This window comes from Methylobacterium sp. SyP6R (assembly GCF_019216885.1).
Classification (GTDB): Bacteria; Pseudomonadota; Alphaproteobacteria; order Rhizobiales; family Beijerinckiaceae; genus Methylobacterium.
Window position 1 is genome coordinate 4,696,657 of the sequence record NZ_JAAQRC020000001.1, and the last position, 23,773, is coordinate 4,720,429.

General features: G+C 70.1%; 21 protein-coding genes and 1 tRNA gene. 21 read left to right on the forward strand and 1 reads right to left on the reverse strand.

Going from position 1 to position 23,773, the window contains the following annotated elements; genetic code table 11:
- Positions 1-74: 74 nt before the first annotated feature.
- The 8 genes from HBB12_RS21640 to HBB12_RS21675 all read left to right on the forward strand — a co-directional run bounded on the left by HBB12_RS21640 (position 75) and on the right by HBB12_RS21675 (position 7,678).
- Positions 75-149: transfer RNA gene (locus HBB12_RS21640), tRNA-Gln, on the forward strand.
- A 204-nt stretch (positions 150-353) separates the two neighbouring features.
- Positions 354-1,568 (forward strand): ABC transporter substrate-binding protein, encoded by a 1,215-nt coding sequence (locus tag HBB12_RS21645; RefSeq protein ID WP_236991241.1) that lies wholly within the window; start codon positions 354-356, stop codon positions 1,566-1,568.
- Between the two features lie 114 nt (positions 1,569-1,682).
- A complete protein-coding gene (locus HBB12_RS21650) occupies positions 1,683-2,555 on the forward strand; it encodes a branched-chain amino acid ABC transporter permease (RefSeq protein WP_236991242.1) in 873 nt (290 codons plus the stop codon).
- Between the two features lie 78 nt (positions 2,556-2,633).
- The gene (locus tag HBB12_RS21655) at positions 2,634-4,688 is read left to right on the forward strand and encodes a branched-chain amino acid ABC transporter ATP-binding protein/permease (RefSeq protein ID WP_236992859.1); all 2,055 of its coding nucleotides are present in this window, start codon (positions 2,634-2,636) and stop codon (positions 4,686-4,688) included.
- Between the two features lie 4 nt (positions 4,689-4,692).
- Positions 4,693-5,415 carry an ABC transporter ATP-binding protein gene (locus HBB12_RS21660; protein ID WP_236991243.1) on the forward strand — a complete coding sequence of 241 codons (723 nt, stop codon included), beginning with the start codon at positions 4,693-4,695 and terminating at the stop codon, positions 5,413-5,415.
- Positions 5,416-5,505: 90 nt separating this feature from the next.
- Positions 5,506-5,724 carry a DUF333 domain-containing protein gene (locus HBB12_RS21665; RefSeq protein ID WP_236991244.1) on the forward strand — a complete coding sequence of 73 codons (219 nt, stop codon included), beginning with the start codon at positions 5,506-5,508 and terminating at the stop codon, positions 5,722-5,724.
- Between the two features lie 466 nt (positions 5,725-6,190).
- On the forward strand, positions 6,191-6,382 hold the full coding sequence (locus HBB12_RS21670) for a hypothetical protein (protein WP_203157014.1): 192 nt from the start codon (positions 6,191-6,193) through the stop codon (positions 6,380-6,382).
- Positions 6,383-6,643: 261 nt separating this feature from the next.
- Positions 6,644-7,678, forward strand: coding sequence for a glycosyltransferase family 2 protein (locus tag HBB12_RS21675; protein WP_236991245.1), 1,035 nt, complete (start codon positions 6,644-6,646; stop codon positions 7,676-7,678).
- 29 nt (positions 7,679-7,707) lie between these two features.
- Here the strand turns inward: HBB12_RS21675 and HBB12_RS21680 are convergent, their stop codons facing one another.
- Complete coding sequence (locus HBB12_RS21680) at positions 7,708-7,929, reverse strand: hypothetical protein (protein WP_236991246.1); 222 nt, start codon at positions 7,927-7,929, stop codon at positions 7,708-7,710.
- 355 nt (positions 7,930-8,284) lie between these two features.
- Between HBB12_RS21680 and HBB12_RS21685 the strand changes: the two genes are divergently transcribed.
- From HBB12_RS21685 to HBB12_RS21745, 13 genes are all read left to right on the forward strand, one after another.
- Positions 8,285-9,235, forward strand: a complete 951-nt coding sequence (locus HBB12_RS21685; RefSeq protein WP_236991247.1) for a glycosyltransferase family 2 protein — start codon at positions 8,285-8,287, stop codon at positions 9,233-9,235.
- Between the two features lie 656 nt (positions 9,236-9,891).
- On the forward strand, positions 9,892-10,707 hold the full coding sequence (locus tag HBB12_RS21690) for a GntR family transcriptional regulator (RefSeq protein ID WP_236991248.1): 816 nt from the start codon (positions 9,892-9,894) through the stop codon (positions 10,705-10,707).
- Positions 10,704-11,921 carry an ABC transporter substrate-binding protein gene (locus HBB12_RS21695; protein WP_442919303.1) on the forward strand — a complete coding sequence of 406 codons (1,218 nt, stop codon included), beginning with the start codon at positions 10,704-10,706 and terminating at the stop codon, positions 11,919-11,921. The genes HBB12_RS21690 and HBB12_RS21695 overlap by 4 nt, the downstream gene beginning before the upstream one ends.
- A gap of 2 nt (positions 11,922-11,923) precedes the next feature.
- Positions 11,924-12,796, forward strand: coding sequence for a branched-chain amino acid ABC transporter permease (locus HBB12_RS21700; protein WP_236991249.1), 873 nt, complete (start codon positions 11,924-11,926; stop codon positions 12,794-12,796).
- On the forward strand, positions 12,793-13,761 hold the full coding sequence (locus HBB12_RS21705) for a branched-chain amino acid ABC transporter permease (RefSeq protein ID WP_236991250.1): 969 nt from the start codon (positions 12,793-12,795) through the stop codon (positions 13,759-13,761). The genes HBB12_RS21700 and HBB12_RS21705 overlap by 4 nt, the downstream gene beginning before the upstream one ends.
- Before the next feature lie 4 nt (positions 13,762-13,765).
- Complete coding sequence (locus tag HBB12_RS21710) at positions 13,766-14,527, forward strand: ABC transporter ATP-binding protein (RefSeq protein WP_236991251.1); 762 nt, start codon at positions 13,766-13,768, stop codon at positions 14,525-14,527.
- A complete protein-coding gene (locus tag HBB12_RS21715; RefSeq protein ID WP_236991252.1) occupies positions 14,520-15,221 on the forward strand; it encodes an ABC transporter ATP-binding protein in 702 nt (233 codons plus the stop codon). Before HBB12_RS21710 ends, HBB12_RS21715 begins: the two co-directional genes overlap by 8 nt.
- Position 15,222: 1 nt before the next feature.
- Entirely contained in the window at positions 15,223-16,617 is a 1,395-nt protein-coding gene (locus HBB12_RS21720; RefSeq protein WP_236991253.1) for an MmgE/PrpD family protein, read from the forward strand.
- A gap of 267 nt (positions 16,618-16,884) precedes the next feature.
- The gene (locus HBB12_RS21725) at positions 16,885-17,784 is read left to right on the forward strand and encodes an isocitrate lyase/PEP mutase family protein (protein WP_236991254.1); all 900 of its coding nucleotides are present in this window, start codon (positions 16,885-16,887) and stop codon (positions 17,782-17,784) included.
- Entirely contained in the window at positions 17,781-19,466 is a 1,686-nt protein-coding gene (locus HBB12_RS21730; protein WP_236991255.1) for a hydantoinase B/oxoprolinase family protein, read from the forward strand. The genes HBB12_RS21725 and HBB12_RS21730 overlap by 4 nt, the downstream gene beginning before the upstream one ends.
- A complete protein-coding gene (locus HBB12_RS21735) occupies positions 19,463-21,529 on the forward strand; it encodes a hydantoinase/oxoprolinase family protein (protein ID WP_236991256.1) in 2,067 nt (688 codons plus the stop codon). The genes HBB12_RS21730 and HBB12_RS21735 overlap by 4 nt, the downstream gene beginning before the upstream one ends.
- Complete coding sequence (locus HBB12_RS21740) at positions 21,526-22,137, forward strand: cysteine hydrolase family protein (RefSeq protein ID WP_236991257.1); 612 nt, start codon at positions 21,526-21,528, stop codon at positions 22,135-22,137. Before HBB12_RS21735 ends, HBB12_RS21740 begins: the two co-directional genes overlap by 4 nt.
- Entirely contained in the window at positions 22,134-23,552 is a 1,419-nt protein-coding gene (locus HBB12_RS21745) for an FAD-dependent oxidoreductase (RefSeq protein WP_236991258.1), read from the forward strand. Before HBB12_RS21740 ends, HBB12_RS21745 begins: the two co-directional genes overlap by 4 nt.
- The last annotated feature ends 221 nt before the right edge of the window (positions 23,553-23,773 follow it).

Below are 23,773 nucleotides of genomic sequence, written 5' to 3' on the forward strand. Positions count from 1 at the left end.
GCCCGTGCACCGAACCGCAACGCCCCCGGTTGCCAGCACCGCCCCACCCGGCTATGGAAGCGCCAGCCGCGCGTTGGGGCGTCGCCAAGCGGTAAGGCAGCGGTTTTTGGTACCGCCATTCCCAGGTTCGAATCCTGGCGCCCCAGCCACTTCTTCAGCTTGTTCCTCCAGATTCGTCGGGGTCTCACCCAGTCACACGGCGAAGTGGGCCAGCGGCTGGATTTCGCCGCGAAGTCGGCTTTCTAGATCGAAAGACGCGCTCGACAAGCGCTGCCAATCCCGGTTCTATCCGGCACCCCGATCCCCGCCCGCCAAGGTCGGGACGGCAAGAAACGGTCCCCGGAGGAATCCAGATGCGCTCATCCCTGACCGCGCTCGCGGCGGCGCTCGCCTGCGCGACCGCCTTCGCGGCCCCGGCCCTGGCGGCCGACCCGATCAAGATCGGGGTGACCGGCCCCTATACCGGCGGCTCCTCGTCGATGGGCGTATCGATGCGCGACGGCGTGCGGCTCGCCGCCGAGGAGATCAACAAGAACGGCGGCGTGCTCGGACGCCAGATCCAGCTCGTCGAGCGCGACGACGAGGCCAAGAACGAGGTCGGCGCCCAGGTCGCCCAGGAACTGATCAACAAGGAGAAGGTGGTCGCCACCCTCGGCTTCATCAATACCGGTGTGGCTCTCGCCGCCCAGCGCTTCTACCAGGAAGCCGAGATCCCGGTGATCAACAACGTCGCCACCGGCACCGTGATCACCAACCAGTTCAACCCGCCGGACTACGACAACAACTACGTCTTCCGCACCTCGGCCTACGACGTGCTGCAGGCCGGCATGATGGCCGACGAGGCGGTCGCCCAGGGCTTCAAGAAGATCGCGATCCTGGCCGATTCGACCAATTACGGCCAGCTCGGCCGCGAGGACCTCGAAAAATACCTCAAGGCCAAGGGCATCAAGCCGGTCGTGGTGGAAAAATTCAACATCAAGGACGTCGACATGACGCCCCAGCTGTTGAAGTCGCAACAGGCGGGCGCCGACGTGATCCTGGCCTACGGCATCGGCCCGGAACTGGCCCAGATCGCCAACGGCATGGCCAAGCTCGGCTGGAAGGTGCCGATGATCACCTCGTGGCCGGCCTCGATGCAGAGCTTCATCGATATCGCCGGGGCGAACGGCAACGGCGTGATCATGCCCCAGACCTTCATCGAGGATAAGACGCTGCCGAAGCGCAAGTCCTTCCTCGACGGCTATTACGCCACCTTCAAGGTCAACAAGATCCCGACCCCGGTGGCGGGCGCGCAAGGCTACGATTCGGTCTACCTGCTGGCGGCCGCGATCAAGCAGGCCGGGACCACCGACGGCCCGAAGGTCCGCGCCGCGCTCGAGGACCTGAACGGCAAGGTCGAGGGCGTGGTCACCACCTACGACAAGCCGTTCACGGCCAAGGACCACAACGCCATCAGCCGCAACATGGTGGTGTTCGGCAAGGTCCAGGACGGCAAGATCGTCTACGCCAAGGACGAGGACGCCAAGAACGCGGGCGTCGTCCGCGTCAAGGAGAAGGCCTCGAACTGAGGCCGCACCTGAAGGCCCCGCGCCCGTGGCGCGGGGCCCGTACCCGCGCATGAGCGCGGGGTCCGCCCCGCCGCATGATGCCCGGGGCCGCCCGACGAGACGAGCCTTCCCGTCATGCATATCTTCCTTCAGCTCGTGGCGAGCGGCGTCGCCGTCGGCATGATCTACGCCGCGATCGCGTTCGGCTACCAGCTCACCTTCGCGACCTCCAAGACCCTGAATTTCGGCCAGGGCGAGGCGCTGATGCTGGGCGCCCTGTTCGGCCTGACGCTGGTGCCGTTCACCGGCTACTGGCTGATGCTGCCGCTGGTCCTGGTCTTCGGCTTCGCCCTCGGCGCGGTGGTCGAGCGGCTCGGCGTGCGCCCTGCCGTGAAGATCAAGTCCGAGTACGGGTGGATCATGGCCACCATCGCGCTGGGCATCATCTTCAAGAACGTCGCCGAGAACATCTGGGGGCGCGACGACCTCAAGTTCCCTTCGCCGCTGCCGGAAGAAGCGCTGACCGTCGGCGGCGTCCGGGTGCTGCCGATGGAACTGATGATCGTCGCCGGCGCGCTCCTGATGATGCTCGCGGTCGAATTGTTCAACCGCCGCTCGATCTGGGGCAAGGCGGTGGTGGCGACCTCGAACGACATCGACGCCGCGGGGCTCATGGGCATCAACACCCAGAAGGTCATCACCCTGTCCTACTCGATCAGCGCGATGACGGCGGCCTTCGCGGGCGTGCTCGTCGCCCCGGTCACCCTCACGGGTGCCACGATGGGCTCGGTGCTGGCGCTCAAGGCCTTCGCGGTGGCGATCATCGGCGGCCTCGAATCCGGCCTCGGCGTGATCGTCGGCGGGCTGATCCTCGGCGTCGCCGAGACGCTCACCGGCTTCTACATCTCGACCGGCTACAAGGACGTGCCCGGCCTGATCCTGTTGCTCGCCGTGCTGGCGGTGCGCCCGGTCGGCCTGTTCGGCAAGGCCGTGATCAAGAAGGTCTGATCGTTTTCGCTCAGCGCCGCTCCCGGATCGCGGGAGCGGTTCTCAATGCCCCCCGTTCATCCAGGGTCCTTCATCACCATGGCGCAGTCCGCCCCCGCGCCGGCGCTGGCCCGGCAAACCGCCCCGCCGGTCCCTCAAGCCGGGCTCGGCCGCTTCGTCGGCCTCCTCGGGGCCGTGTGCCTCGTCGTCTTCCTGGCGGCGTTCCCGCACGTCGTCACCAGCCAGTACTACATCCACCTGCTGGTGGTGATCGCCATCTACGCGATCCTGATCCTCGGTCTCGACATCGTGGTCGGCTATACTGGCCAGGTCTCGCTGGGCCATGCCGGCCTGTTCGGCATCGGTGCCTACGCGGCGGCCGTCTTGTTCCTCAAATTCAAGCTGGGGCTGTGGGCGGGTCTTCTCGCCGGCATCGGCGTCACGGCGGGGTTCGGCCTGCTGCTGGCCATCCCGGCGCTCCGGGTCAGCGGGCCCTATCTCGCCATGGTGACGCTGGCCTTCGGCACCATCATCCAGATCTTCATCAACGAGATGACGGATCTCACCAACGGTCCGCTGGGCATCACCCTGCCGCCGGCCCGGGTCCTCGACTTCTCGCTGATCGGCCTGCAGGCGCCCTGGGGGGCCGCCGGCCGCAAGCTCGAATTCTACTACCTCGTCTGCGCCTGCCTTCTCGCCACCATCGTGGTGGTCAACCGGGTGGTCCGGTCGCCCTTCGGCCGCGCCTTCGAGGCCCTGCGCGATTCGCCGATCGCCTGCGACTGCATGGGCGTCAGCGTCTACCGCTACAAGGTCTACGCCTTCGTCATCTCGGCGGCGCTCGCGGGTCTGGCCGGCGCGCTCTTCGCCTGGTCGGAGCGCTACGTCGCGCCGAATTCCTACGGCTTCGAGCTGACGGTGCTGTTCCTGCTCGCCGTCACCATGGGCGGGCGCAAGTCGCGCGCCGGTCCCCTGATCGGCGCCGCCATCATCGTGATGATGCCGAACATCCTGGCCGATATCGGCCTGGTGCGGATCATGGCCGGCATCATCGCAGGCCTCGCGATCGTCGTGGTCGGCCTCGCCTTCCTGCGCCGGAAGGACAACCGGATGACGCTCCTCATCCCGGGCGCGCTCTGCCTCGCCTTCTTCCCGGCGACGCTGGCGATGGAGTCGGTGACGGATTTCCGCCTCACCGTCTTCGGGCTGATGATCCTGTTCGTGGTCTATTACCTGCCGGACGGCATCGTCGGCTTCCTGCGGGAGAAGCTGCCCTTCCTGCGCCCGCACCATACCGGGGCGACCCAGGAACTCGCGGCCTCCGGCGATGCGCTGATCCGCCAGGGCGGCCGCTCCGGCGCCGACCCGCTGCTCAAGGTCGAGCGCGCGGTGATGCAGTTCGGCGGCCTCAAGGCCCTCAACGAGGTCGACCTCGCGGTGCGGCCGGGCACGATCCACGGCCTGATCGGGCCGAACGGCTCGGGCAAGAGCACGATGATGAACGTGCTCACCGGCATCTACAAGCCGACCGCGGGAGGGGTGTCGCTGGCCACGGGCACGGACGCGGTCAAGCGTCTCGACGGCCGCACGCCGTCCGAGATCGCGCTCGCGGGCGTCGCCCGCACCTTCCAGAACGTCCAGCTCTTCCGCGAGATGACGGCGCTGGAGAACGTGCTGGTCGGCCTGCACCACAGCTTCCAGGGAACCCTGTTCGACGCGATCCTCGGCACGCCGCGGCGCCGGCGCGAGGAGCGCGAGGCCCGGGCCCGCGCCATGGCGATCCTCGACTTCGTGGGCCTCGGGTCGCTCGCCCAGGTCGAGGCCCGCAACCTTCCTTATGGCAAGCAGCGTCTCCTCGAGATCGGCCGGGCGCTCGCACTCGATCCCGTCCTGCTGCTCCTCGACGAGCCGGCCGCGGGCCTGACCGCTCCCGACATCACGGAGCTGACCCTCATCATCCGCAAGATCCGCGACGCCGGCATCACGGTGATCCTGATCGAGCACCACATGGACGTGGTGATGGGGCTGTGCGACCGCGTCAGCGTGCTCGATTTCGGCCACAAGATCGCCGAGGGCGGCGCCCGCGAGGTCCAGTCCGACCCGAAGGTCATCGAAGCCTATCTCGGCAGCCCGGTTGCCGACGCCGCGGAGTAGAGAGATGCTCGATGTCAGCGGCCTGTCGGCCGGCTACGGCCAGATCGAGGTTCTGCACGGCCTCACCTTCACGGTGCCGAAGGGCCAGGTCGTCACCCTGATCGGCTCCAACGGGGCCGGCAAGACCACCACGATGCGGGCGCTCTCGGGCATGATCAAGCCGCGCGCCGGCTCGATCATGCTCAACGGCCGCGAGATCGGCGGCCTGGAGAGCCATGACGTCGCCCGCACCGGGCTCGCCCACTCGCCCGAGGGGCGGCGGGTCTTCCCGACCCTCTCGGTCGAGGACAACCTGACGCTCGGCGCCTTCCCGCGCCTCACCGGCTCGCGGCCGAAGGGCGACGTCAACGCCGACCGGGAGCGGGCCTACACGCTGTTCCCGCGGCTGCGCGAGCGCCGCACCCAGCTCGCCGGCACCCTGTCCGGCGGCGAGCAGCAGATGCTCGCCATGGGCCGGGCCCTGATGCTGCGCCCGGAGATCCTGCTCCTCGACGAGCCCTCGATGGGCCTCGCCCCGAAGCTGGTGGAGGAGGTTTTTCGGATCATCCGCCGGCTGAAGGAAGAGCAGGTGACGATGCTGCTGGTCGAGCAATTCGCCATGGCGGCTTTGGGTGTGGCCGACCACGCCTACGTGCTGGAGAACGGCCGCATCCGCTTCCAGGGCCCGGCGGCCCAGCTGCGCAACGATCCGCAGGTGCGAGCGGCCTATCTGGGCGGCGGGCATTGACGAAATCGGATCGGCGGGGCGCCCTTGCGTCACCGCCGGTTCATCGAGCACTTCTATTCTCGCATCCGGAAGCCGGATCGGAGAAGAGTCGTGACATCGCTGCTCGCCGCCGCCGCGCTGGTCATGGGCGTCGGCATCCCCCAGGCCTGGGCCCTCGGCAACCCGGCCTCGGCATACTGCACCTCCGTCGGCGGGCGCCTGGAGGTCCGCAAGGAGGCCAAGGGCGACGCCGGCTATTGCCACCTGCCGGACGGGCGCGTGGTCGAGGAGTGGCAGCTTTTCCGCGAGGCGAACAAGGCGAAGAACTGACGCCTGTTCGACGGGCTGCGTCGACGGAGCGTAGGCCCGTCGACGCAAGTTCGCTGCAAACAGCATCCGGTCGCATCACGATCGAACGTCGCTCCAGAGCGTGTTCCGACGAAGCGGTTGCCGGTTCGTCGTAGAAAACGCGGTAAAATCAGGATCTGGAGAGCTTCGCGATTGCAACGCGATCGTGACGTGCTCTAGGCGCTCATCCCGAGGAACACGACCAGGGCGATCCCGAGGGCGAGGCACGAGGCTGCGGCGAACAGGACGGGCATCTTCGGGCCTCCTAGGGCAGCGGCGACGAAAGCCGTCCTAGCGCCGGAGTGAGGCCGCTCCGTGACGACGGGTCAGAAAGCTCGGCCGTCCCGCCTCCACGGCGGTGCCAACGATCCCAAAAGCGCGCTGCTGCCCGACTCGCCCCGCGAGGTATGTTCCGGTAGAATGGCTCCCTGAGCAAGCAAGGAGAGCCATGCATCTCGTCGTGACGGCCCACACCCCGGACGGGCACCTCTCGTACCAGCGCACCTCGCCGGAGGCAGCCCTGGAGAAGGCCGACGAACTCGCAGCCGACGGTCACGAGTGGATCGTCATCACCGACATCACCGGCCGGCATTACGAGCCGGGCGAGTTCGACGATCTGTTCGTGCATCCGGGCCGCTGAGGACGCGGGGCGGGGCCGTTGCGCCCCGCCCGTCCTCCGGCGACCGCGCCGATCGGCGTAGGCCGTCGTCGCCGAAAGACTGCCCGGCACCGTCGACTCGACAAGGTTGCTCCGCCCCCGACCCATGGTCTGATCGCGTCCTGCGTGCAGGGCCGCGAGACGCGGTTCCGGCGTCGCGCCGGCTGGCTTTTCGCGATGGCGGGCCGCCGGGACGTGCAACCGGGGCCCGCCAGCCGGGTCGGACAGGCCAAAGGGGCGGACATGCCGAGCGTCGACGTCATCATTCCCTGCTATCGCTACGCGGATTTCCTCGCCGAGAGCGTCGGCAGCGTCCTGGCGACCGAGGGGTGCGACGTCCGCGTCCTGATCCTCGACGACGCCTCGCCCGACCACACGCCCGAGGTGGCCGAGGCCCTGCGCCGGGCCGATTCCCGCGTCGAATACGTCCGGCACGCGACCAACCGCGGCCACATCGCCACCTACAACGAGGGCCTGGCCTGGGCGCGGGCGGACTGCCTGCTGCTGCTCTCCGCCGACGATTTCGTCACGCCAGGCGCCCTGGCGCGGGCCGCGTACCTGATGCAGGCGCGGCCGGAGCTGAGCCTTGTCTACGGCCCCTATCTCAGCGTCGAGGAGGGAAGGCCCCGTCCGGAGATGCCGTCGGCCGACCTCGACGCCGCGCACACGATCTACGACACAAGCCGGTTCTTCGCGCTCAACCGTTTCATCAATCCGGTCCACACCTCGACCGCGGTGGTGCGCACCGCGATTCAGCACAAGGTCGGCGGCTACCGGGCGGAGCTGACCCATTCGGGTGATCAGGAGATGTGGCTGCGGCTGGCCCTGCACGGCGCCGTCGCCCGGATCGACCGCCCGCAGGGCGTCTGGCGCCAGCACGGCAGCAACATGTCGTCGTATTATTACGAGCAGATGCTGCGCGACATCGACCAGCGCAAGCTGATGTTCGACACCGTGTTCGGTTATCCCGAGGCGGCGGCGGTCGCCGACCTGGAGAGGCCGATGCGGCTGGGGCTCGCCATGGCGGCGGTGCGCCATGCCAGCCAGCCCTTCGACCGCGGCGACTCCGCCGGTGCGCGGGCGATGATGGCGCATGCCGCCGGCATCAGCCCGGAGGTCCGCCGCACGCGCCTGTGGTGGCTCCAGCGCGCCAAGCTGGCGATGGGCCCGCGCGCCTGGCAGGCCGTGCGCCCGGTCGTCACGAAAGGTCTCGGCCTGTCGCTCGGCCGTTTCGTCGCCCCGATCGAGCGCCCGGACGCGGTGCAGGACGCGCGCTGACGCGTGCCGAAGCCTAGCCGCCTGGTCTCTCAGGCGCCGGCCTGGAGGATCCGGGCGTTGCCGAGAGCGTCCGCGCGGACCGGCAGCGGGCGGGCGGGAAACGGAATGATCTGGCAGCGGCTCTCCGGCTCCGGGGCGTCGCGGCGGAGGGCCGAGCGCTCGACGGCGGCGGCGATCGCCAGCTTCACGCGCGGGGAAAAGCCGCGGCGGCGCAGCCAGGCGGGGATCGGGGAGAAGCGTCTCGTCGACATGGTCCATATGCCGGTGCAGGTGGGCGACGGCGTTAGTTCAAACATGGAAGCAGCACCCGGGAAACGCCGCTGCGTCCCAATCTCTTGTCCCGGAATCCCAACGCGGCGGCGCCGGCCTTGAAGTCCGGCGTGGCGGCCCGATCTCGACGGGCCGCCCCCGAACGGTGACGCGGTACGGTGACGCGGTCGGGCGCGCCGCGCGCCCCACCACCACCCTTCGTCGTACCCCTTGCGCCATCCGGCCGGTGGCCTGTCGCCGGAAGGCGCGGCTCTCCGTCGGCAGGGCGCCTGCTACTCAGGAAACCGGACGCGGCGCGGTCTCGAAGCGGCGCCCTCGAAGCCCGGGATCCCCGCCATGGCCTCTCTCCTCGCCCGTGACCCCGCCGTCTCCATCGTCGTCCCGCTCTACCAGAAGGCGGACGTGATCGGGCAGACCGTCGAGGCTGTCCTCCGGCAGACCTTCGAATCGTTCGAGCTGATCGTCGTCGACGACGGCTCGAAAGATGGCGGCGGCGACGTCGTCGCGGCCTTCACGGATCCCCGCATCCGCCTGATCCGCCAGGCCAATGCAGGCAGCGCGGCAGCGCGCAACCGGGGCATCGCCGCGGCGCGGACCGACTGGATCGCCTTCCTCGACGCCGACGACCTCTGGGCCGGCCGGCACCTCGAGAACCTCCTGGCGGCGGCCTCGAAGGGGGATGCGGTCGCGGTCTTCGCCAACCACCTGCTGGCCAGCCGCTCGGCACCCGTGATGAAGGCCGACCTCCCCGACCAGCGGGTCGACGACCCGTTCGCCTTCCTGCTCGCGACCTATCCCTACGCGGTGCATTCCAGCAGCGTGCTGGTGGCGCGCTCCGCCCTGATCCGTGCCGGCCTCTTCCCCGTCGGCGCCGTGATGGGCGAGGACACCGACACCTGGTGCCGCCTCGCCTTCGAGGGACCGTTCCGCTACGTGGCCGAGCCGACTGCCGTCTACCGCGACGGTCACCCGACCAGCGTGCTCGCGCACCAGTTGCGCCGTCGCCCGCTGCCGCCGCCCTTCGACCGGACGCTCACCGCCCTCCTGCGCCACGGCGCGGTGCCGGCCCACCTCGTCCGCTCCGCCGGCCGCTACCGCAACTTCCTGATGCTGGAATACGCCCGCCAGCTGCTCGATGCCGGCGATGCCGAGGCCGCGCGCGACATCCTGCGACGGCATTGCCGCCTCGCCGACGATCCGGTGCGCTACGCCAAGCGTTTCCTGCGGACGTGGGGATTCGGGCACCGGCTCTACGCGCTGTCGCGGCAATGGGTGCCGTCGCGGTAAAGCATTTTCGTCGGAAAATCGTGTTTCAATGAAGATTTTTACTGACGCAAAAATTGGCTTGTATTTCTTCGAAACCGCAATTATTCGTTATTAAAATAATATAATATATATGAATATCAATCGATTCGCAATTATTATCGTCTGTTTTTTCTTGCAAATCTGCTCGGCGAAGGGAAAGACGGGGGTTTCCCCCTTCCCCTGTGCGCAGGGATGTCCGGGGAAAAGAATTGCACTGGTTCTCTCCTCTCCCCGCCCACGGGGAGAGGGGATTTCCAGCGCCTCGTCTTTCCCCGGACAGTCCTGCTCTCTGCGGGGGAGGGTGGCGAGCGCAAGCGAGCCGGGAGAGCGGACGCCGGCTCCGGAGAGGTCGCGGCCTTGATGAAGGGCGCTCCCTGGAGCGGCGTCGCGCTGTCCCTCTCCCGCCCGGCGCACGAATGCTTCGCACTCGCAGCCGGGCACCCTCCGCCGCAGAGGGGGGAAGGGAGAACCCAGTGCCTCTCCTCCTCTCGGGCGGCCAAAAATTCTTGTTAGCGCAATCAACCTGTCCCAATTGACGGACAGCTACCTGTCTGCATAATCGGACAGGTGAGCGTCGGCGGATGACCGCGGGCGGCTCCAGGCAGCGATGGTGCAAGCCGCGAGCCAGGGATGGCCCCGTGACCTCCGCGATCGAACCGCACAAGGCGCGCCGGCTCTACCTGCTGCTGCGCGACCAGATCACCAGCGGCCGGCTGCCTCCCGGCGCGCGGCTGCCGGGCGAGCCGGCGCTCGCCGCCGAGCACGGCCTGGCGCGGGTCACCGTGCGGCGCGCCCTCGACCTGCTCGCCGGCGAGGGGCTGGTGCGGCGCAGGCCCGGCTCCGGCACCTTCGTGCAGGGGCCGGCAGGTCCCCGGCCGGTGGTCGGCGACCTGCCGAACCTGCTCTCGGGCCTGATCGCCATGGGGCGGGCCACCGGCGTGCGGCTCCTGTCCTTCGAGTACGTCGCGGCGCCCGCCGCCATCGCCGAGGCTTTGCTGCTGGAGCCGGCAGAGCGGGTGCAGCGCTCGGTGCGCGTCCGCCTGATCGACGGTCAGCCCTTCTCCTTCCTCACCACCCACGTCCCCGAGCGGGTCGGCCTGTCCTATTCGGAGGCGGATCTCGCCGCGACGCCGCTCCTCGAACTGATGGAGCGCTCCGGGGTCACCGCCGACCGGGCGACGCAGGCGATCGGCGCGACGCTCGCCGGCCCCGAAGTCGCGGCCGCCCTCGACCTCGAAGTCGGTTCGGCACTCATCGACCTCACCCGGGTGGTGTTCGATCCGGCCGGCCGCGGCGTCGAGCACCTGCACGCGCTCTACCGGCCCGACCGCTACGCCTTCCAGATGGACCTGCAGCGCACGGGTGACGCCGGCGAGCGGCGCTGGACGCCCGCCGCGACCCGCCCGGTCAAGCCCGAGACCCGTCGTTCCTACCCCAGGAGGCCCGCCCCGTGACCTCGATCCTCGTTCCGTCCCGCCGCGCCGTCCTGCGCACCGGCCTCGCTGCGACCTCGCTCGTGGCGATGCCGGCGATCCTGCGGGCGCAAGGCGCGTCCGTGAAGCTCGGCATCATCCAGCCGGTGACCGGCGCGCTCGCCAATGACGGCGACCTCGGCAAGCTCGGCGCCGAATTCGCGGTGCAGGACATCAACGCCGCCGGCGGATTGAAAGCGCTCGGCGGAGCCAAGCTCGAGATCGTCTTCGCCGACAGCCGGTCGAGCCCCGAAGTGGCGGCGCAGGAGACCGAGCGCCTGAACGGCGAGGGCGTCGCGGCGATCGTCGGCGGCTTCGGCAGTGGCCTCTGCGCCACGGCGAGCCAGGCCGCCTCGCGCTACGACCTGCCCTACCTGATCGATGTCGGCGTCGCCGACCAGCTGACCCAGCGCGGCCTCAAGAACACATTCCGGTTCTCGCCGAGCTTCGGCATGGTGACGAAGAGCGCCCTGGAACGCCTCGTCGCCCTCAACGACGCCGCCGGCAAGCCGGCCCGCACCGTCGTGATCGTGCACGAGGACGGGCTGTTCGGCTCCGGCCTCGCCAAGCTCCTCCAGGCGGAGCTGCCGAAGCTCGGCTTCGAGATCCTGGAGACCGTGTCGCACCCGACACCGGCGCGCGACATGGCCAACGTGGTCCTGCGCATCCGCTCGCTCCAGCCCGATCTCGTCATCCCGTCGAACTACTATGGGGAGTTCGTGCTGCTCGCCCGCACGATGCTCCAGCAGCGGGTCCGGCCGAAGGGCATCTACGCGATCCTCGGCGGCGGTGCCTCGTCCCTGCGCTTCGTCAAGGAGTTCCCGCAGGCGGCCGAGGGCGTGATGGATTGCAACCACTGGCCCGATCCGAAGAACCCGCTGACGCCTGAGTTGCGCAAGCGCACGGAAGCCGCGGGCCGCGCCTTCGCCTACAACATCCCGATGAACTATTCCGCCGTGCGGCTGATGGCCGAGGCGATCGAGAAGGCCGGCGCGCCCGACCGGCTCAAGATCATCGAGGCGCTTTCCACGCAGAGCTTTTCCAGCGGCGTGATGCCCTACGGCCAGTCGAAGTTCGCGGGCGGCCAGAACACCTCGGCGCTCCCGCTCAACACGCAGGTGCAGGGCGGCGACGTCAAGGTCATCGCGCCGCCGGACTTCGCCGAGGCGAAGGCGAACTTCCCCTTCAAGGCGTGACGATGTACGCGCCCCAGATCCTGATCGAGGCAGCCCTCAACGGCCTGATGACGGGGGCGGTCTACGCCCTCATCGCCCTCGGGCTGACCCTGGTCTACGGGGTCCTGCACATCATCAACTTCGCGCACGGGGCGCTCCTCACCGTCGCGATGTTCGCGGTCTGGGGCGCCTTCGCGCTGGTCCACGTCGATCCCTACGTCGCGATGATCGCGATCGTGCCGCTGATGTTCGGCCTCGGCTACGGCCTGCAGCGTTTCGTCATCGGCCCGGCGAGCCACGGCAACGACAACAACGTGCTCCTCGTCACGCTCGGCCTGTCGATCGTGCTGGAGAACGGGCTGCTCGCCCTGTTCCGCTCCGACACGCGCGCGCTCGACTCCGACGCCGCCCTCCAGGTGATCGAGATCGGCCCGCTCCTCCTCTCGACGCCGCGGGTGATCGGACTCGCCGCCTCGCTCGCGGTCACCGGCCTGCTCTGGCTGCTGTTGAACCGCACCGACACCGGACGGGCGATCCGGGCGGTGGCGCGGGAGAAGCTCGGCGCCCGCCTCGTCGGCATCGAGGTCGACCACGTCTACGCCGTCACCTTCGGCCTCGGCTGCGCGTGCCTCGCCGTCGCCGCCTGCCTGTTGATGCCGACCTATTACGTCAACCCGCGCTCGGGTGCCGCCTTCGTGCTGGTCGCCTTCACCATCGTGGTGCTCGGCGGCATGGGGTCGATCGCCGGAGCGCTCGTCGGCGGCCTGATCATCGGGGTGGTCGAGAGCTTTTCCGGCCTGCTGCTCGGCGACAGCTTGGGTCAGATCGGCATCTTCCTGATCTTCATCCTGGTGCTGCTGGTGCGCCCGACCGGCCTGTTCGGAGCCCGCGCATGAGCGCCCGCGACCTCCTGCCCGTCCTCCTCGTCCTCGTGGTGCTCGCCGCCCTGCCCTTCCTCGGGCTGTCGGGCAGCCTGCTCAACTTCCTCGTCACCACGCTCATCATCGCGCTCGCGGGATTGGGCTGGAACGTGCTCGGCGGCTTCGGCGGGCAATATTCCTTCGGCCACGCCGCCTTCTTCGGCACCGGTGCCTACGCCACCGCGATCCTCCAGATGAAGCTCGGCTGGAACGCCTGGGCCGCGCTCGGGGCGGGCATCGGCCTCGGGGCGCTCACCGGCCTCGCCATCGGCTATTTGAGCTTCCGGGCGGGCCTGCGCGGCTCCTACTTCGCCCTCGTGACGCTTGCCTTCGCGGAGGTGTTCCGCATCCTGGCCAATGCCGCCGACTTCACCGGGGGTGCGGCCGGGCTGCTCCTGCCCCTGCGGCCGGGCCTCGCGACCCTGCAATTCACCGATCGGCGCTTCTTCGTCCTCCTTGTCGTCGCCGTCGTCGGCCTGGCGCTGCTCGCCTCGCGCTGGCTGGAGCGCTCGCGCTTCGGCGCCCACCTGATCGCCGTGCGCGAGAACGAGGAGGCGGCGCGCGCGCTCGGCGTCGATGCCCTCTCGGTGAAGCTGCGCGCCATCGCGCTCTCGGCGGCGATCACCGCTTCGGCCGGCGGGCTCTACGTGCAATACTTCCTCTACCTCGATGCCGGGGTGGCCTACGGCACCTGGATCTCCGTCGAGGCGCTGCTGGCGCCGATCGTCGGCGGCATCGGCACCGCCTTCGGGCCGCTCGTGGGCGCTCTCGCGCTGCAGGGACTCGGCGAACTCACCAAGCACCTCGCCGGCGGCATTCCGGGGGTCGATCTGGTGGTGTTCGGCGCCTGCCTGATCGCCGTCATCGCCTTCGCGCCGCAAGGGCTGCTCGGCCTGCGCCGCCGCAAGCGCAAGGCGCGCGCCGTCCCGGTGGGAGCCTGATCCGATGCTCGCCGTCGATTCCCTCACCAAGCGCTTCCAGGGCCTCGTCGCGGTCGACCACGCGTCGCTCACCGTGCCGGCGGGCTCGATCACCGGGCTCATCGGTCCCAACGGCGCCGGCAAGACCACCCTGTTCGGGATGATTTCCGGCTTCCTCGCCCCCAGCGAGGGCCGGGTGCTGTTCGAGGGCGAGGACGTGACGGAGGAGGCGCCGCACCTGCGGGCGCGCCGCGGCATCGCCCGCACCTTCCAGATCGTCCAGCCCTTCGCCGGGCTCACCGTCGCCGAGAATATCGCCGTCGGCGCCTATCTGCGCCATCCGCGCCGGGCGGACGCGGTGGCGAAGGCCCGGGAGGTCGGGACCCGTGTGGGGCTCGGCGACCAGCTCGACAAGCCCGCCGCCGACCTGACGGTGGCCGGGCGCAAGCGCCTGGAGGTGGCTCGGGCGCTCGCCACCGAGCCGCGGCTCCTCCTCCTCGACGAGGTGCTGGCGGGCCTGAACCCCTCGGAGATCCGCGACATCCTTCCCGTCGTGCGCGCCATCCGCGACGGCGGCGTCACCATCCTGATGATCGAGCATATCATGCAGGCGGTGATGACCCTGTGCGAGGAAGTCTACGTGCTCGCGCAAGGCAGGATGATCGCGTCGGGCCCGCCGCGGCAGGTCTGCGCCGACCCGCAGGTGATCGAGGCCTATCTCGGCAAGGGCGCGGCCGCCCGGATGAAGGCCGAAGACTCCGTCAATGGCGAGGCGGTCGATGCTTGAGATCGCAGGCCTTCGCGCCGGCTACGGCGCCACCGAGGTCCTGCGCGGCCTCGATCTCACGGTGCGCACGGGCGAGATCGTCGCGGTGCTCGGCGCCAACGGCGTCGGCAAGACGACGCTGAACAAGGTCCTGTCCGGGGTGGTCTCGGCGCGGGCCGGCGAGATCCGCTTCGACGGGAAGCCCATCACCACGGCCTCGGCCTCCGCCATCGTCGAGGCCGGGCTGATCCACGTGCCGGAAGGCCGCAAGATCTTCCCGAACCTGAGCGTGCGCGAGAACCTGGTGCTCGGCAGCTACCGCCGCGGCCGGGCGCGGCGGGCCCAGAACATCGAGCGGGTGTTTGCCACCTTCCCGCGCCTGCGCGAGCGGGCGGCCCAGGCCGCCGGCACCCTCTCGGGCGGCGAGCAGCAGATGCTCGCCATTGGCCGCGGCCTGATGGCCGAGCCGCGCCTCCTCATCCTCGACGAGCCCTCGCTCGGGCTCTCGCCGCTCCTCGTCGAGGAGATGTTCACGCTCGTCCGCACCCTCAACAGGCAAGGACTGCCGATCATGCTGGTGGAGCAGAACGTGGTGCAGTCGCTCGATCTCGCGACCCGCGCCTACATCCTGGAGAACGGTACCGTCGCGCTCGAAGGCGATGCGGCGACTTTGGCCGCCGACCCGGCCCTGCGCCGCACCTATCTGGGGCTGTAAGATGGGCATCGTCACCCCCGGCATCGTCCCGGCGACCACGCTGCTGGCCGAGCCCGTCCCCGCCTGGCTCGGGCAATGGACCGCCTTTGCGGCCGGTCTCGTCCCCGCCGACATTCCGGAGCCGGCGCTCGACCGTGCCCGCCTGGTCCTCCTCGACTCGCTCGGCGTCATCGCCGCCGGGATGCGCGAACCGGAATGCCGGGCGCTCGCCGAGCGCCTTGCCGACCGCCGCCCCGGCCCGGCGCCGGCGATCGGCAGCGGCCTGTCCCTCGATCCGCGCGACGCGGCTCTGGTCAACGGTGCTGCCGGCACGACGCTGGAACTGGACGAGGGCAACCAGTACGCCCGCGGCCATCCCGGCATCCACGTCGTGCCCGCGGCCCTCGCCGCCGCGCAGGAGACGCGATCCTCGGGTGCCGACCTGATCGCCGCGCTGGTCCTCGGCTACGAGATCGGCGCGCGGATCGGCATCGCCTCGCGCTTGCGGGTGACGATGCACCCGCACGGCACCTGGGGCACGGTCGGGGCGGCGCTCGCCGCGGCAAAGCTCCATCGTGCCGATGCCGCGATGATCGGCCGGGCGATCGGCCTCGCCTCGTCGCTGGGCCTGAGCACCAGCCGGCGCACGATGCTGGAGGGGGCGACGGTGCGCAACACCTATGCCGGCCTCTCCAACCAGCTCGGGCTCACCGCCTGGGACCTCGCCGAGAGCGGTTTTCTGCCCGAGCGCGACGGCATCGGCACGGTCTATGGCGGCATCCTCGCCGAGGATTTCTCCGCCGACGCGATGGTGGTGGATCTGGGGACCCGCTGGGAGATCGCCCGCAACTACTTCAAGCGCCACGCCGCCTGCCGCTACACCCACGGCGCCCTCGACGCCCTGGCGCAGATCCGCGCCGAATCCGGCCCGATCGACCCGGATGCGGTGCGCTCGGTCGAGGTCGCCACTTACGTCTGGGCGGCGCAGCTCGACCATCCGGCGCCCGAGACGATGCTGGCGGCGAAGTTCTCCCTGCCCTTCGCCCTCGCGACGGCCCTGGTGCGGGGGCAGGCCGACACCGACGCCTTCCGGGACGAGGCGCGGGCCGACCGCCGCATCCTGTCGCTCGCCCGCCGGGTGATGGTGCAGGAGGATCCGACCATGACGGCGCAGCTGCCGTCCCTGCGTCCGGCCAAGGTCACGCTGACGCTGGCCGACGGCCGCAAGCTCTCGGCCAAGGCGCTGACCAACCGCGGCGATACCGAGGACCCGTACTCGGCCGACGACGTCCGGGAGAAGTTCCGGGCGCTCGCCGGGCCGGTCTGGGGGGCGGAGCGGAGCGAAGAGGTGATCCGCGCGGTGGCGGGGATCGAGACGGCGGAGGGGGTCGGGGCGTTGCTGGCGCTGGTGGCGTGAGCCTCCCGCCTCACCTCCCGACAGTCACCACCGACATCACACCCACCACGTCAGTCCGGGGCCGCGCAGCGGAGCCCGGAATCCAGAACCACAGGTAGTCGCGAGGAAAGCGGATCGTCTCCGCTTCATTCTGCAAGATCCGCGGTTCTGGATCCCGGGCTCCGCTGCGCGGCCCCGGGATGACGCGGAGATCATTCATCGATCGGGCGCCTCGACAACAAGAGAGAGCCTGCTGGCAACAAGACAGTACCGGGAAGACTTAACCTCATGTCCCTGAAGTCCCGCCTCGCCGAGGACCGCGTCCTCGTCGCTCCGGGCGTCTACGACGCCCTCACGGCCTCGCTCGCCACGGATGCGGGCTTCGAGGCCCTGTACCTCTCGGGTGCGGCCATCGCCTATACGCGGCTGGGCCGGCCCGATATCGGCCTCGTCTCGATGACCGAGGTCGCCGAGACCATCACCCTGGTGCGCGACCGGGTGGCGACGCCCCTCGTGGTCGATGCCGATAACGGCTACGGCAACGCGCTCAACGTCGAGCGCACGGTACGGCTGTTCGAGCGGGCCGGCGCCAGCGCGATCCAGCTCGAGGACCAGAGCTACCCCAAGCGCTGCGGCCATCTCCAGGACAAGACGCTGATCGGCCAGGGCGACATGGTCGGCAAGATCAAGGCGGCGCTCGACGCCCGCCGCAGCGCCGAGACCCTGATCGTCGCCCGCACCGATGCGGTGGCGGTCGAGGGCTTCGAGCGCGCCATCGAGCGGGCGAGCGCCTATGCGGAAGCCGGCGCCGATGTGCTGTTCGTCGAGGCGCCGCGCTCGGCCAATCAACTGGCAGAGGTCACGAAGGCGCTCGGCCACACCCGGCCGCTTCTGGCCAACATGGTCGAGGGCGGCGACACGCCGCTGGCCTCGGCCGCCGATCTCGGGGCGCTCGGCTTTCGCCTGGTGATCTTCCCCGGCGGCATCGTCCGGGCGCTCGCCCGCACCGCCCAGGCCTATTACGGCTCGCTCGCCAAGGCCGGGACCAACACGCCGTTCGCCGACCGGATGTTCGATTTCGGCGAACTGAACGCGCTCATCGGCACGCCCGAGATGCTGGCCCGCGGCCGCGCCTATGAAGGGGCAGAACGCGCTCCTGCGGGCGCTATGGAAGGCTCTGCCCAATGACCCCGATCGATCCCGTCACCCTGGCGGTGCTGAAGGGCCGCCTCGAGCAGATCGCCGACGAGATGGACGCGACGCTCTATCGCTCGGCCTTCAACCCGATCATCGCCGAGGCCCGCGACGCCTGCCACGGCCTCTACCACGCCACCACCGGCGACACCCTGGTCCAGGGCACCAAGGGCCTGCCGATCTTCGTCGGCGCCATGGCCTTCGCGGTGAAGGCGGTCATCGCCAAGGTCGAGCGCGAGGGCGGGTTGGTGCCCGGCGACACGTTCCTGTTCAACGATCCCTATAGCGGCGGCACCCACCTCAACGATTTCCGCCTCGTCCGCCCGGTCTTTCGGGACGGCAAGCTGTTCTGCTGGCTCGCCTCGGTCGGCCACTGGCTCGATATCGGCGGCAACGTGCCGGGCGGCTACAACCCGAAGGCGACCGAGAGTTTCCAGGAGGGCGTGCGCTTCCCACCGGTGAAGCTGTTTTCCGCCGGGCGCCTCAACCAGGACATCGTCGACATCCTGGCCGCCAACACCCGCGTGCCGACCTCGAACTGGGGCGACCTCAACGGCCAGCTCAACGCCCTCGATCTCGGCGAGCGCCGCTTCACCACGCTCCTCGACGAGTACGGCGACGCCACGGTCGATGCCGCCTTCGTGGCCTTCTCCGACCGGGCCGAGGCCCTGATGCGCGCCGCGATCCGGGCGCTGCCGGACGGCCGCTACAGCTTTTCGGACGTGCTCGACAACGACGGCATCACCGACGAGCCGCTGACCATCGCCCTCGACCTGACCATCGACGGCGACCGGATGGCGCTGGACTTCTCGCGCTCCTCGGCCCCGGCGCAGGGGCCGATCAACATCTCGTACGCGACGACCGTGGCGGCCTGCTACGTCGCCCTGAAGCACGTCTTCACGGAAGTGCCGGCCAATGCCGGCTGCCTGCGGCCGATCGCCTTCACGGTGCCGGAGACGACCCTGCTGGGTGCGGGCGCGCCGAAGCCCATGGCCGGCTACACCGAGACGATCCTGCGGCTGATCGGCGTGGTGCTGGGCGCGCTCGCCGAGGCCGACCCGGAGCGGGCGACCGCCGCGCCCTTCGGCACCATCAATGCGCTGTCGCTCGCCGGCCACCGGGAGGACGGCTCGCGCTGGGTGATGTTCTCGTTCTTCGGCGGTGGCTTGGGGGGCAACCCCGAGACCGACGGCCTGAGCCATGCCAACAACCCGATCTCGACCGCGACGATCCCGCCGGTCGAGATCCTGGAAGCCGCCTATCCGGTGGTCTTCACCCAGTGGTCCCTGCGCCCCGACAGCGCCGGGGCCGGCGCCCATCGCGGCGGCTTGGGCGCGGTCTACGAGATCGAGACCCTGACCGATGCCGACGTGTTCCTGCTCGGCGAGCGCGGCAAGGTCGCGCCGTTCGGCGTCAAGGGCGGGCATTCCGCGGCGCTCAACCGCTTCGCCTGGCAGACGCCCGACGGCTGGGCGAGCCCGCCGATGGTCTCGAAGGTCACCGACGTGCGCATCAGGGCCGGCGAGCGGGTGCGGCTCGAGACCCCCGGCGGCGGCGGCTTCGGCCACCCGGCCGAGCGGAACCGCCAGTCCCTGCAACGCGACCTGCGCCTCGGCTACGTGACCCGAGAGGCCGCCGCCCGCGACTACGACCTGACGACCGGAGACGAGCAATGACCCCCCGTGCCATCGTCGGCGTCGATGTCGGCGGCACCTTCACCGATCTCTTCTACTACGACGAGGCCGCCGGTCGCTTCCAGACCGGCAAGGTCCCGTCGAATCGCGGCGACGAGGCGGTCGGCTTCCTCGCCGGCCTGAAAGGCTTCGGCCCGGTCGCAGGCCTCGCCTCGATCGTCCACGGCACGACCGTCGGCACCAACGCGCTCCTGGAGCGCAAAGGGGCCCGGATCGGCCTCATCACCACCCGCGGGTTTCGCGACGTGCTGGAGATGCGCCGCCGCGACCGGCGCCACACCTGGGGCCTGTGGGGCGATTTCGTCCCGGTCGTCGATCGCGACCTGCGGCTGGAGGTCGACGAGCGGACACTGGCCGACGGCACGATCCGCTTGGGCGTGAACCCGGACCAGGTGGCGGAGGCCGCCCGCGCCCTTCTCGCCAACGGTGCCGAGGCCCTGGCGATCTGCTTCGTCAATGCCTACGCCAACCCGGAGAACGAGCGGATCGCCCTGGAGGCGGCCAGCGCCGTCTGGCCGAACGCCAACGTGGAGCGCTCCTCCGGCATCCTGCCGGAGATCCGCGAGTTCGAGCGCACCTCGACCACGGTGCTTAACGCGTATCTCCAGCCGGTGGTCGGCAGCTATCTCGGCAAGCTCGACCGAGCTTTGGAGTCGGAAGGGTTCGAGGGCCGCTTCCACATCGTCCAGTCCAACGGCGGCGTGATGTCGACCGCCACCGCCCGGCGCCTTCCCGTCCGCACCGCCCTGTCGGGACCTGCGGCCGGCGTGATCGCGGCGGCCGCCATCGCCAAGGAGGCCGGCTTCCCGAACGTGATCACGGGCGATCTCGGCGGCACCTCCTTCGACGTGTCGCTGGTGGTCGAGGGCGAGACCGCGCTCGCCGCCCAGACCACGATCGATTTCGGCCTCGTGATCCGCACGCCGATGATCGAGATCAGCACGATCGGGGCCGGCGGCGGCTCGATCGCCCATGTCGATGCCGGCGGCCTGCTCCAGGTCGGGCCGGAAAGCGCCGGCTCGCGGCCGGGCCCGGTCTGCTACGGCCAGGGCAATACCCGCCCGACGCTCACCGACGCCAACGTGGTGCTCGGCCGCATCAACGCCGAGCGGCCGATCGGCGGCGCCTTGAAGCGCCTCGATGTCGAGGCGGCGAAGGCGGCGATCCACGAACATGTCGCAGCGCCGCTCGGCCTCGACGTGATGGCGGCGGCCGAAGCGATCGTGCGGGTGGCCGACGGCAAGATGGCGGGCGCGATCCGTCTCGTCTCGATCGAGCGCGGCCACGATCCGCAGAAGTTCGCGGCGGTGCCGTTCGGCGGCGGTGGGGCTCTGCATGTCGGCGCGCTGATCAAGGATGTGGGCCTGCGCGGTGCTCTCGTGCCGCGCTATCCGGGCGTGACCTCGGCGCTCGGCTGCGTCATCGCCGACATCCGCCACGACCAGGTCCAGACCCTGAACCTGTCGCTGGCCGGCCTCGACGCCGCCGCCCTCGACCGGCGGATGGTGGCGGAAGCGCGAGCCGCGCGGGAGGTCGTCGAGGCCGCCGGCCTCACCGTCTCGCGGATCGACACGGTGTTCGAACTCGACATGCATTATGTCGGCCAGACCCACACCGTGGCGGTGGCGCTCCCCGTGACGGTCGCGAACGGCACCACCGGCATCACCCCCGCGATCATCCAGGAGGCGTTCGAGGCCGCCTATCGCACCTCGTTCAGCCGCCTACTGCCGGGTCTCGGCACCCGGATCGTCAACCTGCGCACCGCCGCGATCGGTCGGCGGCCGCAATTCGACCTCGCCGCGCTCGCGCCGGGGGCCGATGCCTCGCTGGAATCCGCCCGCACCGGCAGCCGGCCGGTCTGGTTCGCGGGCGCCTGGCACGATTCGGCCGTCTATGCCCGCCTGTCGCTCCCGGTCGGTGCCGAGATCCCCGGCCCGGCGATCCTGGAGCAGCCCGACGCCACCACCGTGGTCGATCCCGACCTGACGGCCCGGGTCGACCGGCTCGGCAACGTCGTGGTCACCCGCACGGGAGCGCCCGCATGAGCCATGACCCGATCCCGATGAAGCGCACCGCGCTCCTGATCTGCGACTTGCAGAACGACTTCCTGCACCCGGACGGCGCCTATGGCCGGGCCGGTCAGGCGGCGCCCGAGATCGCCGCGGTGCCGGCGACGGTGCGGCCGCTGGCCGAGCTGATCCGGGCACGGGGCGGGTTCATCGTCTCGACCCATTTCACCCTGGTGCCGGGCAAGGGCGGCGAGCCGATGATCTCGCCCCATCTGCGCGAGTTGCGGCCGTTCCTCAGGAAGGGCGACTTCCTGCCCGGCGCCTGGGGCCACGCGCTGGTGGACGAACTCCAGCCCGCCGACCTCACGGTCGAGAAGGTCGCCTATTCGGCCTTCTACATGACCCGGCTCGAATGGGTCCTGCGCAAGGCGGGGATCGAGCGGCTGATCGTGTCGGGCATCGTCACCAATGGCGGCGTCGCCTCGACGGTGCGCGACGCCCATGTCCGCGACTTCTCGGTCACGGTCCTGTCGGATGCCTGCGCGGCCTTCTCGCCCTCCGTGCACCAGACCGCGATCGACGCCCTCAAGCCGGTCTGCCGGGTCGCGACGGTCGCGGAGATCGTGACGGAGCTGTCGACATGAGGGTCGAATCCGCGGAAGGGACCACCTTCGACATCGACGTTCCGGTCGCGGTGATCGGTGCCGGCGCCGCCGGGCTGGTGGCGGCGCTCGCCGCCGATGAGGCGGGGGCCGAGGTGCTGGTGATCGAGCGCGATCCCGTGCCCCGCGGCTCGACCGCCCTCTCGGCCGGTCTGGTCCCGGCCCCCGGCACGCGCTGGCAGCGCGAGGCCGGGATCGAGGACAACCCGGATCTGTTCTGCGCCGACATCATGGCCAAGGCGAAGAACGAGCCCGACCCGGCCCTCGTCGCGCGCCTTGCCGGCTCCGTCGGCCCCGCCCTCGAATGGCTCAGCGACCGGCACGGCCTGCCCTTCTCGGTCATCACCGATTTCCGCTATCCGGGCCACTCGGCGAACCGCATGCACGGCCTGCCGAGCCGGTCCGGCGAGGAACTGGTCGATCGCCTCGCGCGGGCCGTCGAGGCGGCCGGCATCCCGATCCTGTGCGAGGCCACGGTCGACACGCTCTACCGGGACGGTGACGCGATCCGCGGCTTCGGCCTCGTGCGCCCCGACGGTTCACGCGAGCGCGTCGCCTGCCGGGCGCTGGTGCTCGCCTGCAACGGCTATGGCGGCAACAAGGCCCTGGTGGCGCAGCATGTGCCGGAGCTGGCGGGCGCACTCTATTTCGGCCACGAGGGCAATCAGGGCGACGCGCTGCTCTGGGGCGAGGCCCTGGGGGCGGCCACCCGCCACCTCTCGGGCCACCAGGGCCACGGCTCGGTGGCGCATCCGCACGGCATCCTGATCACCTGGGCCACGATCACCGAGGGCGGGTTCCAGGTGAACGCGGAGGGGCGCCGGTTCTCGAACGAGAGCAAGGGCTATTCCGAGCAGGCGGCGGAAGTGCTGCGCCAGCCCGGCGGGAGCGTCGTCACGGTGTTCGACGCCCGCATCGCCGGCATCGCCCGCCAGTTCGAGGATTTCCGGAAGGCCGAGAGCGCCGGGGCGATCGTCGAGGCTGAGACCATCGCCGAGCTGGCGGCGCGGCTGCACCTGCCGGAAGACGCCCTGGCAGCGACCCTGGCCGAAGTCGAGGCGCTGAAGCGCGAGGGTGGGCAGGACGCGTTCGGGCGCGCCTTCGCGGGTGTGCCGGCGCTCGGGGCGCCCTACCGGGCGGTGCGGGTGACGGGGGCGCTGTTCCACACGCAGGGCGGCCTCGTGGTCGACGACTACGCACGGGTTCTCACGGAGACCGGCGCCGCGATCCCGAACCTGTTCGCGGCGGGCGGAGCGGCCTGCGGCGTCTCGGGAACGGGGCCGGGCGGGTATCTCTCGGGCAACGGGCTGCTGGCGGCGGTGGCGCTCGGGCGCATCGCGGGCCAGGCGGCGGGGGCGATGGTCCACGCAGCAATCGAACCATCCCCAACAGTATAGCGCGGGTTAACCCTCCCCCCTCTGCGGGGGAGGGTGGCGAGCGGAGCGAGCCGGGAGAGGGGCGGCGCGACGGTGAAGGATGTGGCGCCCATCAGAACGGTGCCGTCATTTCCGGAAGCGTAGCCCCCTCTCCCGCCCGGCTCCGCCGGGCACCCTCCCCCGCAGAGGGGGGAGGGAGACGTTGTTCATCCGGAAGCAGAGGTTCTCTTCGAGACCCGCAT

Coding starts and splice junctions, on each gene's coding strand:
- HBB12_RS21745 (WP_236991258.1), top strand. CDS start 22,134: ATGAGGGTCGAATCCGCGGAAGGGACCACCTTCGACATCGACGTTCCG.
- HBB12_RS21725 (WP_236991254.1), top strand. CDS start 16,885: ATGTCCCTGAAGTCCCGCCTCGCCGAGGACCGCGTCCTCGTCGCTCCG.
- HBB12_RS21720 (WP_236991253.1), top strand. CDS start 15,223: ATGGGCATCGTCACCCCCGGCATCGTCCCGGCGACCACGCTGCTGGCC.
- HBB12_RS21715 (WP_236991252.1), top strand. CDS start 14,520: ATGCTTGAGATCGCAGGCCTTCGCGCCGGCTACGGCGCCACCGAGGTC.
- HBB12_RS21700 (WP_236991249.1), top strand. CDS start 11,924: ATGTACGCGCCCCAGATCCTGATCGAGGCAGCCCTCAACGGCCTGATG.
- HBB12_RS21685 (WP_236991247.1), top strand. CDS start 8,285: ATGGCCTCTCTCCTCGCCCGTGACCCCGCCGTCTCCATCGTCGTCCCG.
- HBB12_RS21670 (WP_203157014.1), top strand. CDS start 6,191: ATGCATCTCGTCGTGACGGCCCACACCCCGGACGGGCACCTCTCGTAC.
- HBB12_RS21680 (WP_236991246.1), bottom strand. CDS start 7,929: ATGTCGACGAGACGCTTCTCCCCGATCCCCGCCTGGCTGCGCCGCCGC.
- HBB12_RS21660 (WP_236991243.1), top strand. CDS start 4,693: ATGCTCGATGTCAGCGGCCTGTCGGCCGGCTACGGCCAGATCGAGGTT.
- HBB12_RS21735 (WP_236991256.1), top strand. CDS start 19,463: ATGACCCCCCGTGCCATCGTCGGCGTCGATGTCGGCGGCACCTTCACC.
- HBB12_RS21705 (WP_236991250.1), top strand. CDS start 12,793: ATGAGCGCCCGCGACCTCCTGCCCGTCCTCCTCGTCCTCGTGGTGCTC.
- HBB12_RS21655 (WP_236992859.1), top strand. CDS start 2,634: ATGGCGCAGTCCGCCCCCGCGCCGGCGCTGGCCCGGCAAACCGCCCCG.
- HBB12_RS21740 (WP_236991257.1), top strand. CDS start 21,526: ATGAGCCATGACCCGATCCCGATGAAGCGCACCGCGCTCCTGATCTGC.
- HBB12_RS21645 (WP_236991241.1), top strand. CDS start 354: ATGCGCTCATCCCTGACCGCGCTCGCGGCGGCGCTCGCCTGCGCGACC.
- HBB12_RS21675 (WP_236991245.1), top strand. CDS start 6,644: ATGCCGAGCGTCGACGTCATCATTCCCTGCTATCGCTACGCGGATTTC.
- HBB12_RS21710 (WP_236991251.1), top strand. CDS start 13,766: ATGCTCGCCGTCGATTCCCTCACCAAGCGCTTCCAGGGCCTCGTCGCG.
- HBB12_RS21730 (WP_236991255.1), top strand. CDS start 17,781: ATGACCCCGATCGATCCCGTCACCCTGGCGGTGCTGAAGGGCCGCCTC.
- HBB12_RS21650 (WP_236991242.1), top strand. CDS start 1,683: ATGCATATCTTCCTTCAGCTCGTGGCGAGCGGCGTCGCCGTCGGCATG.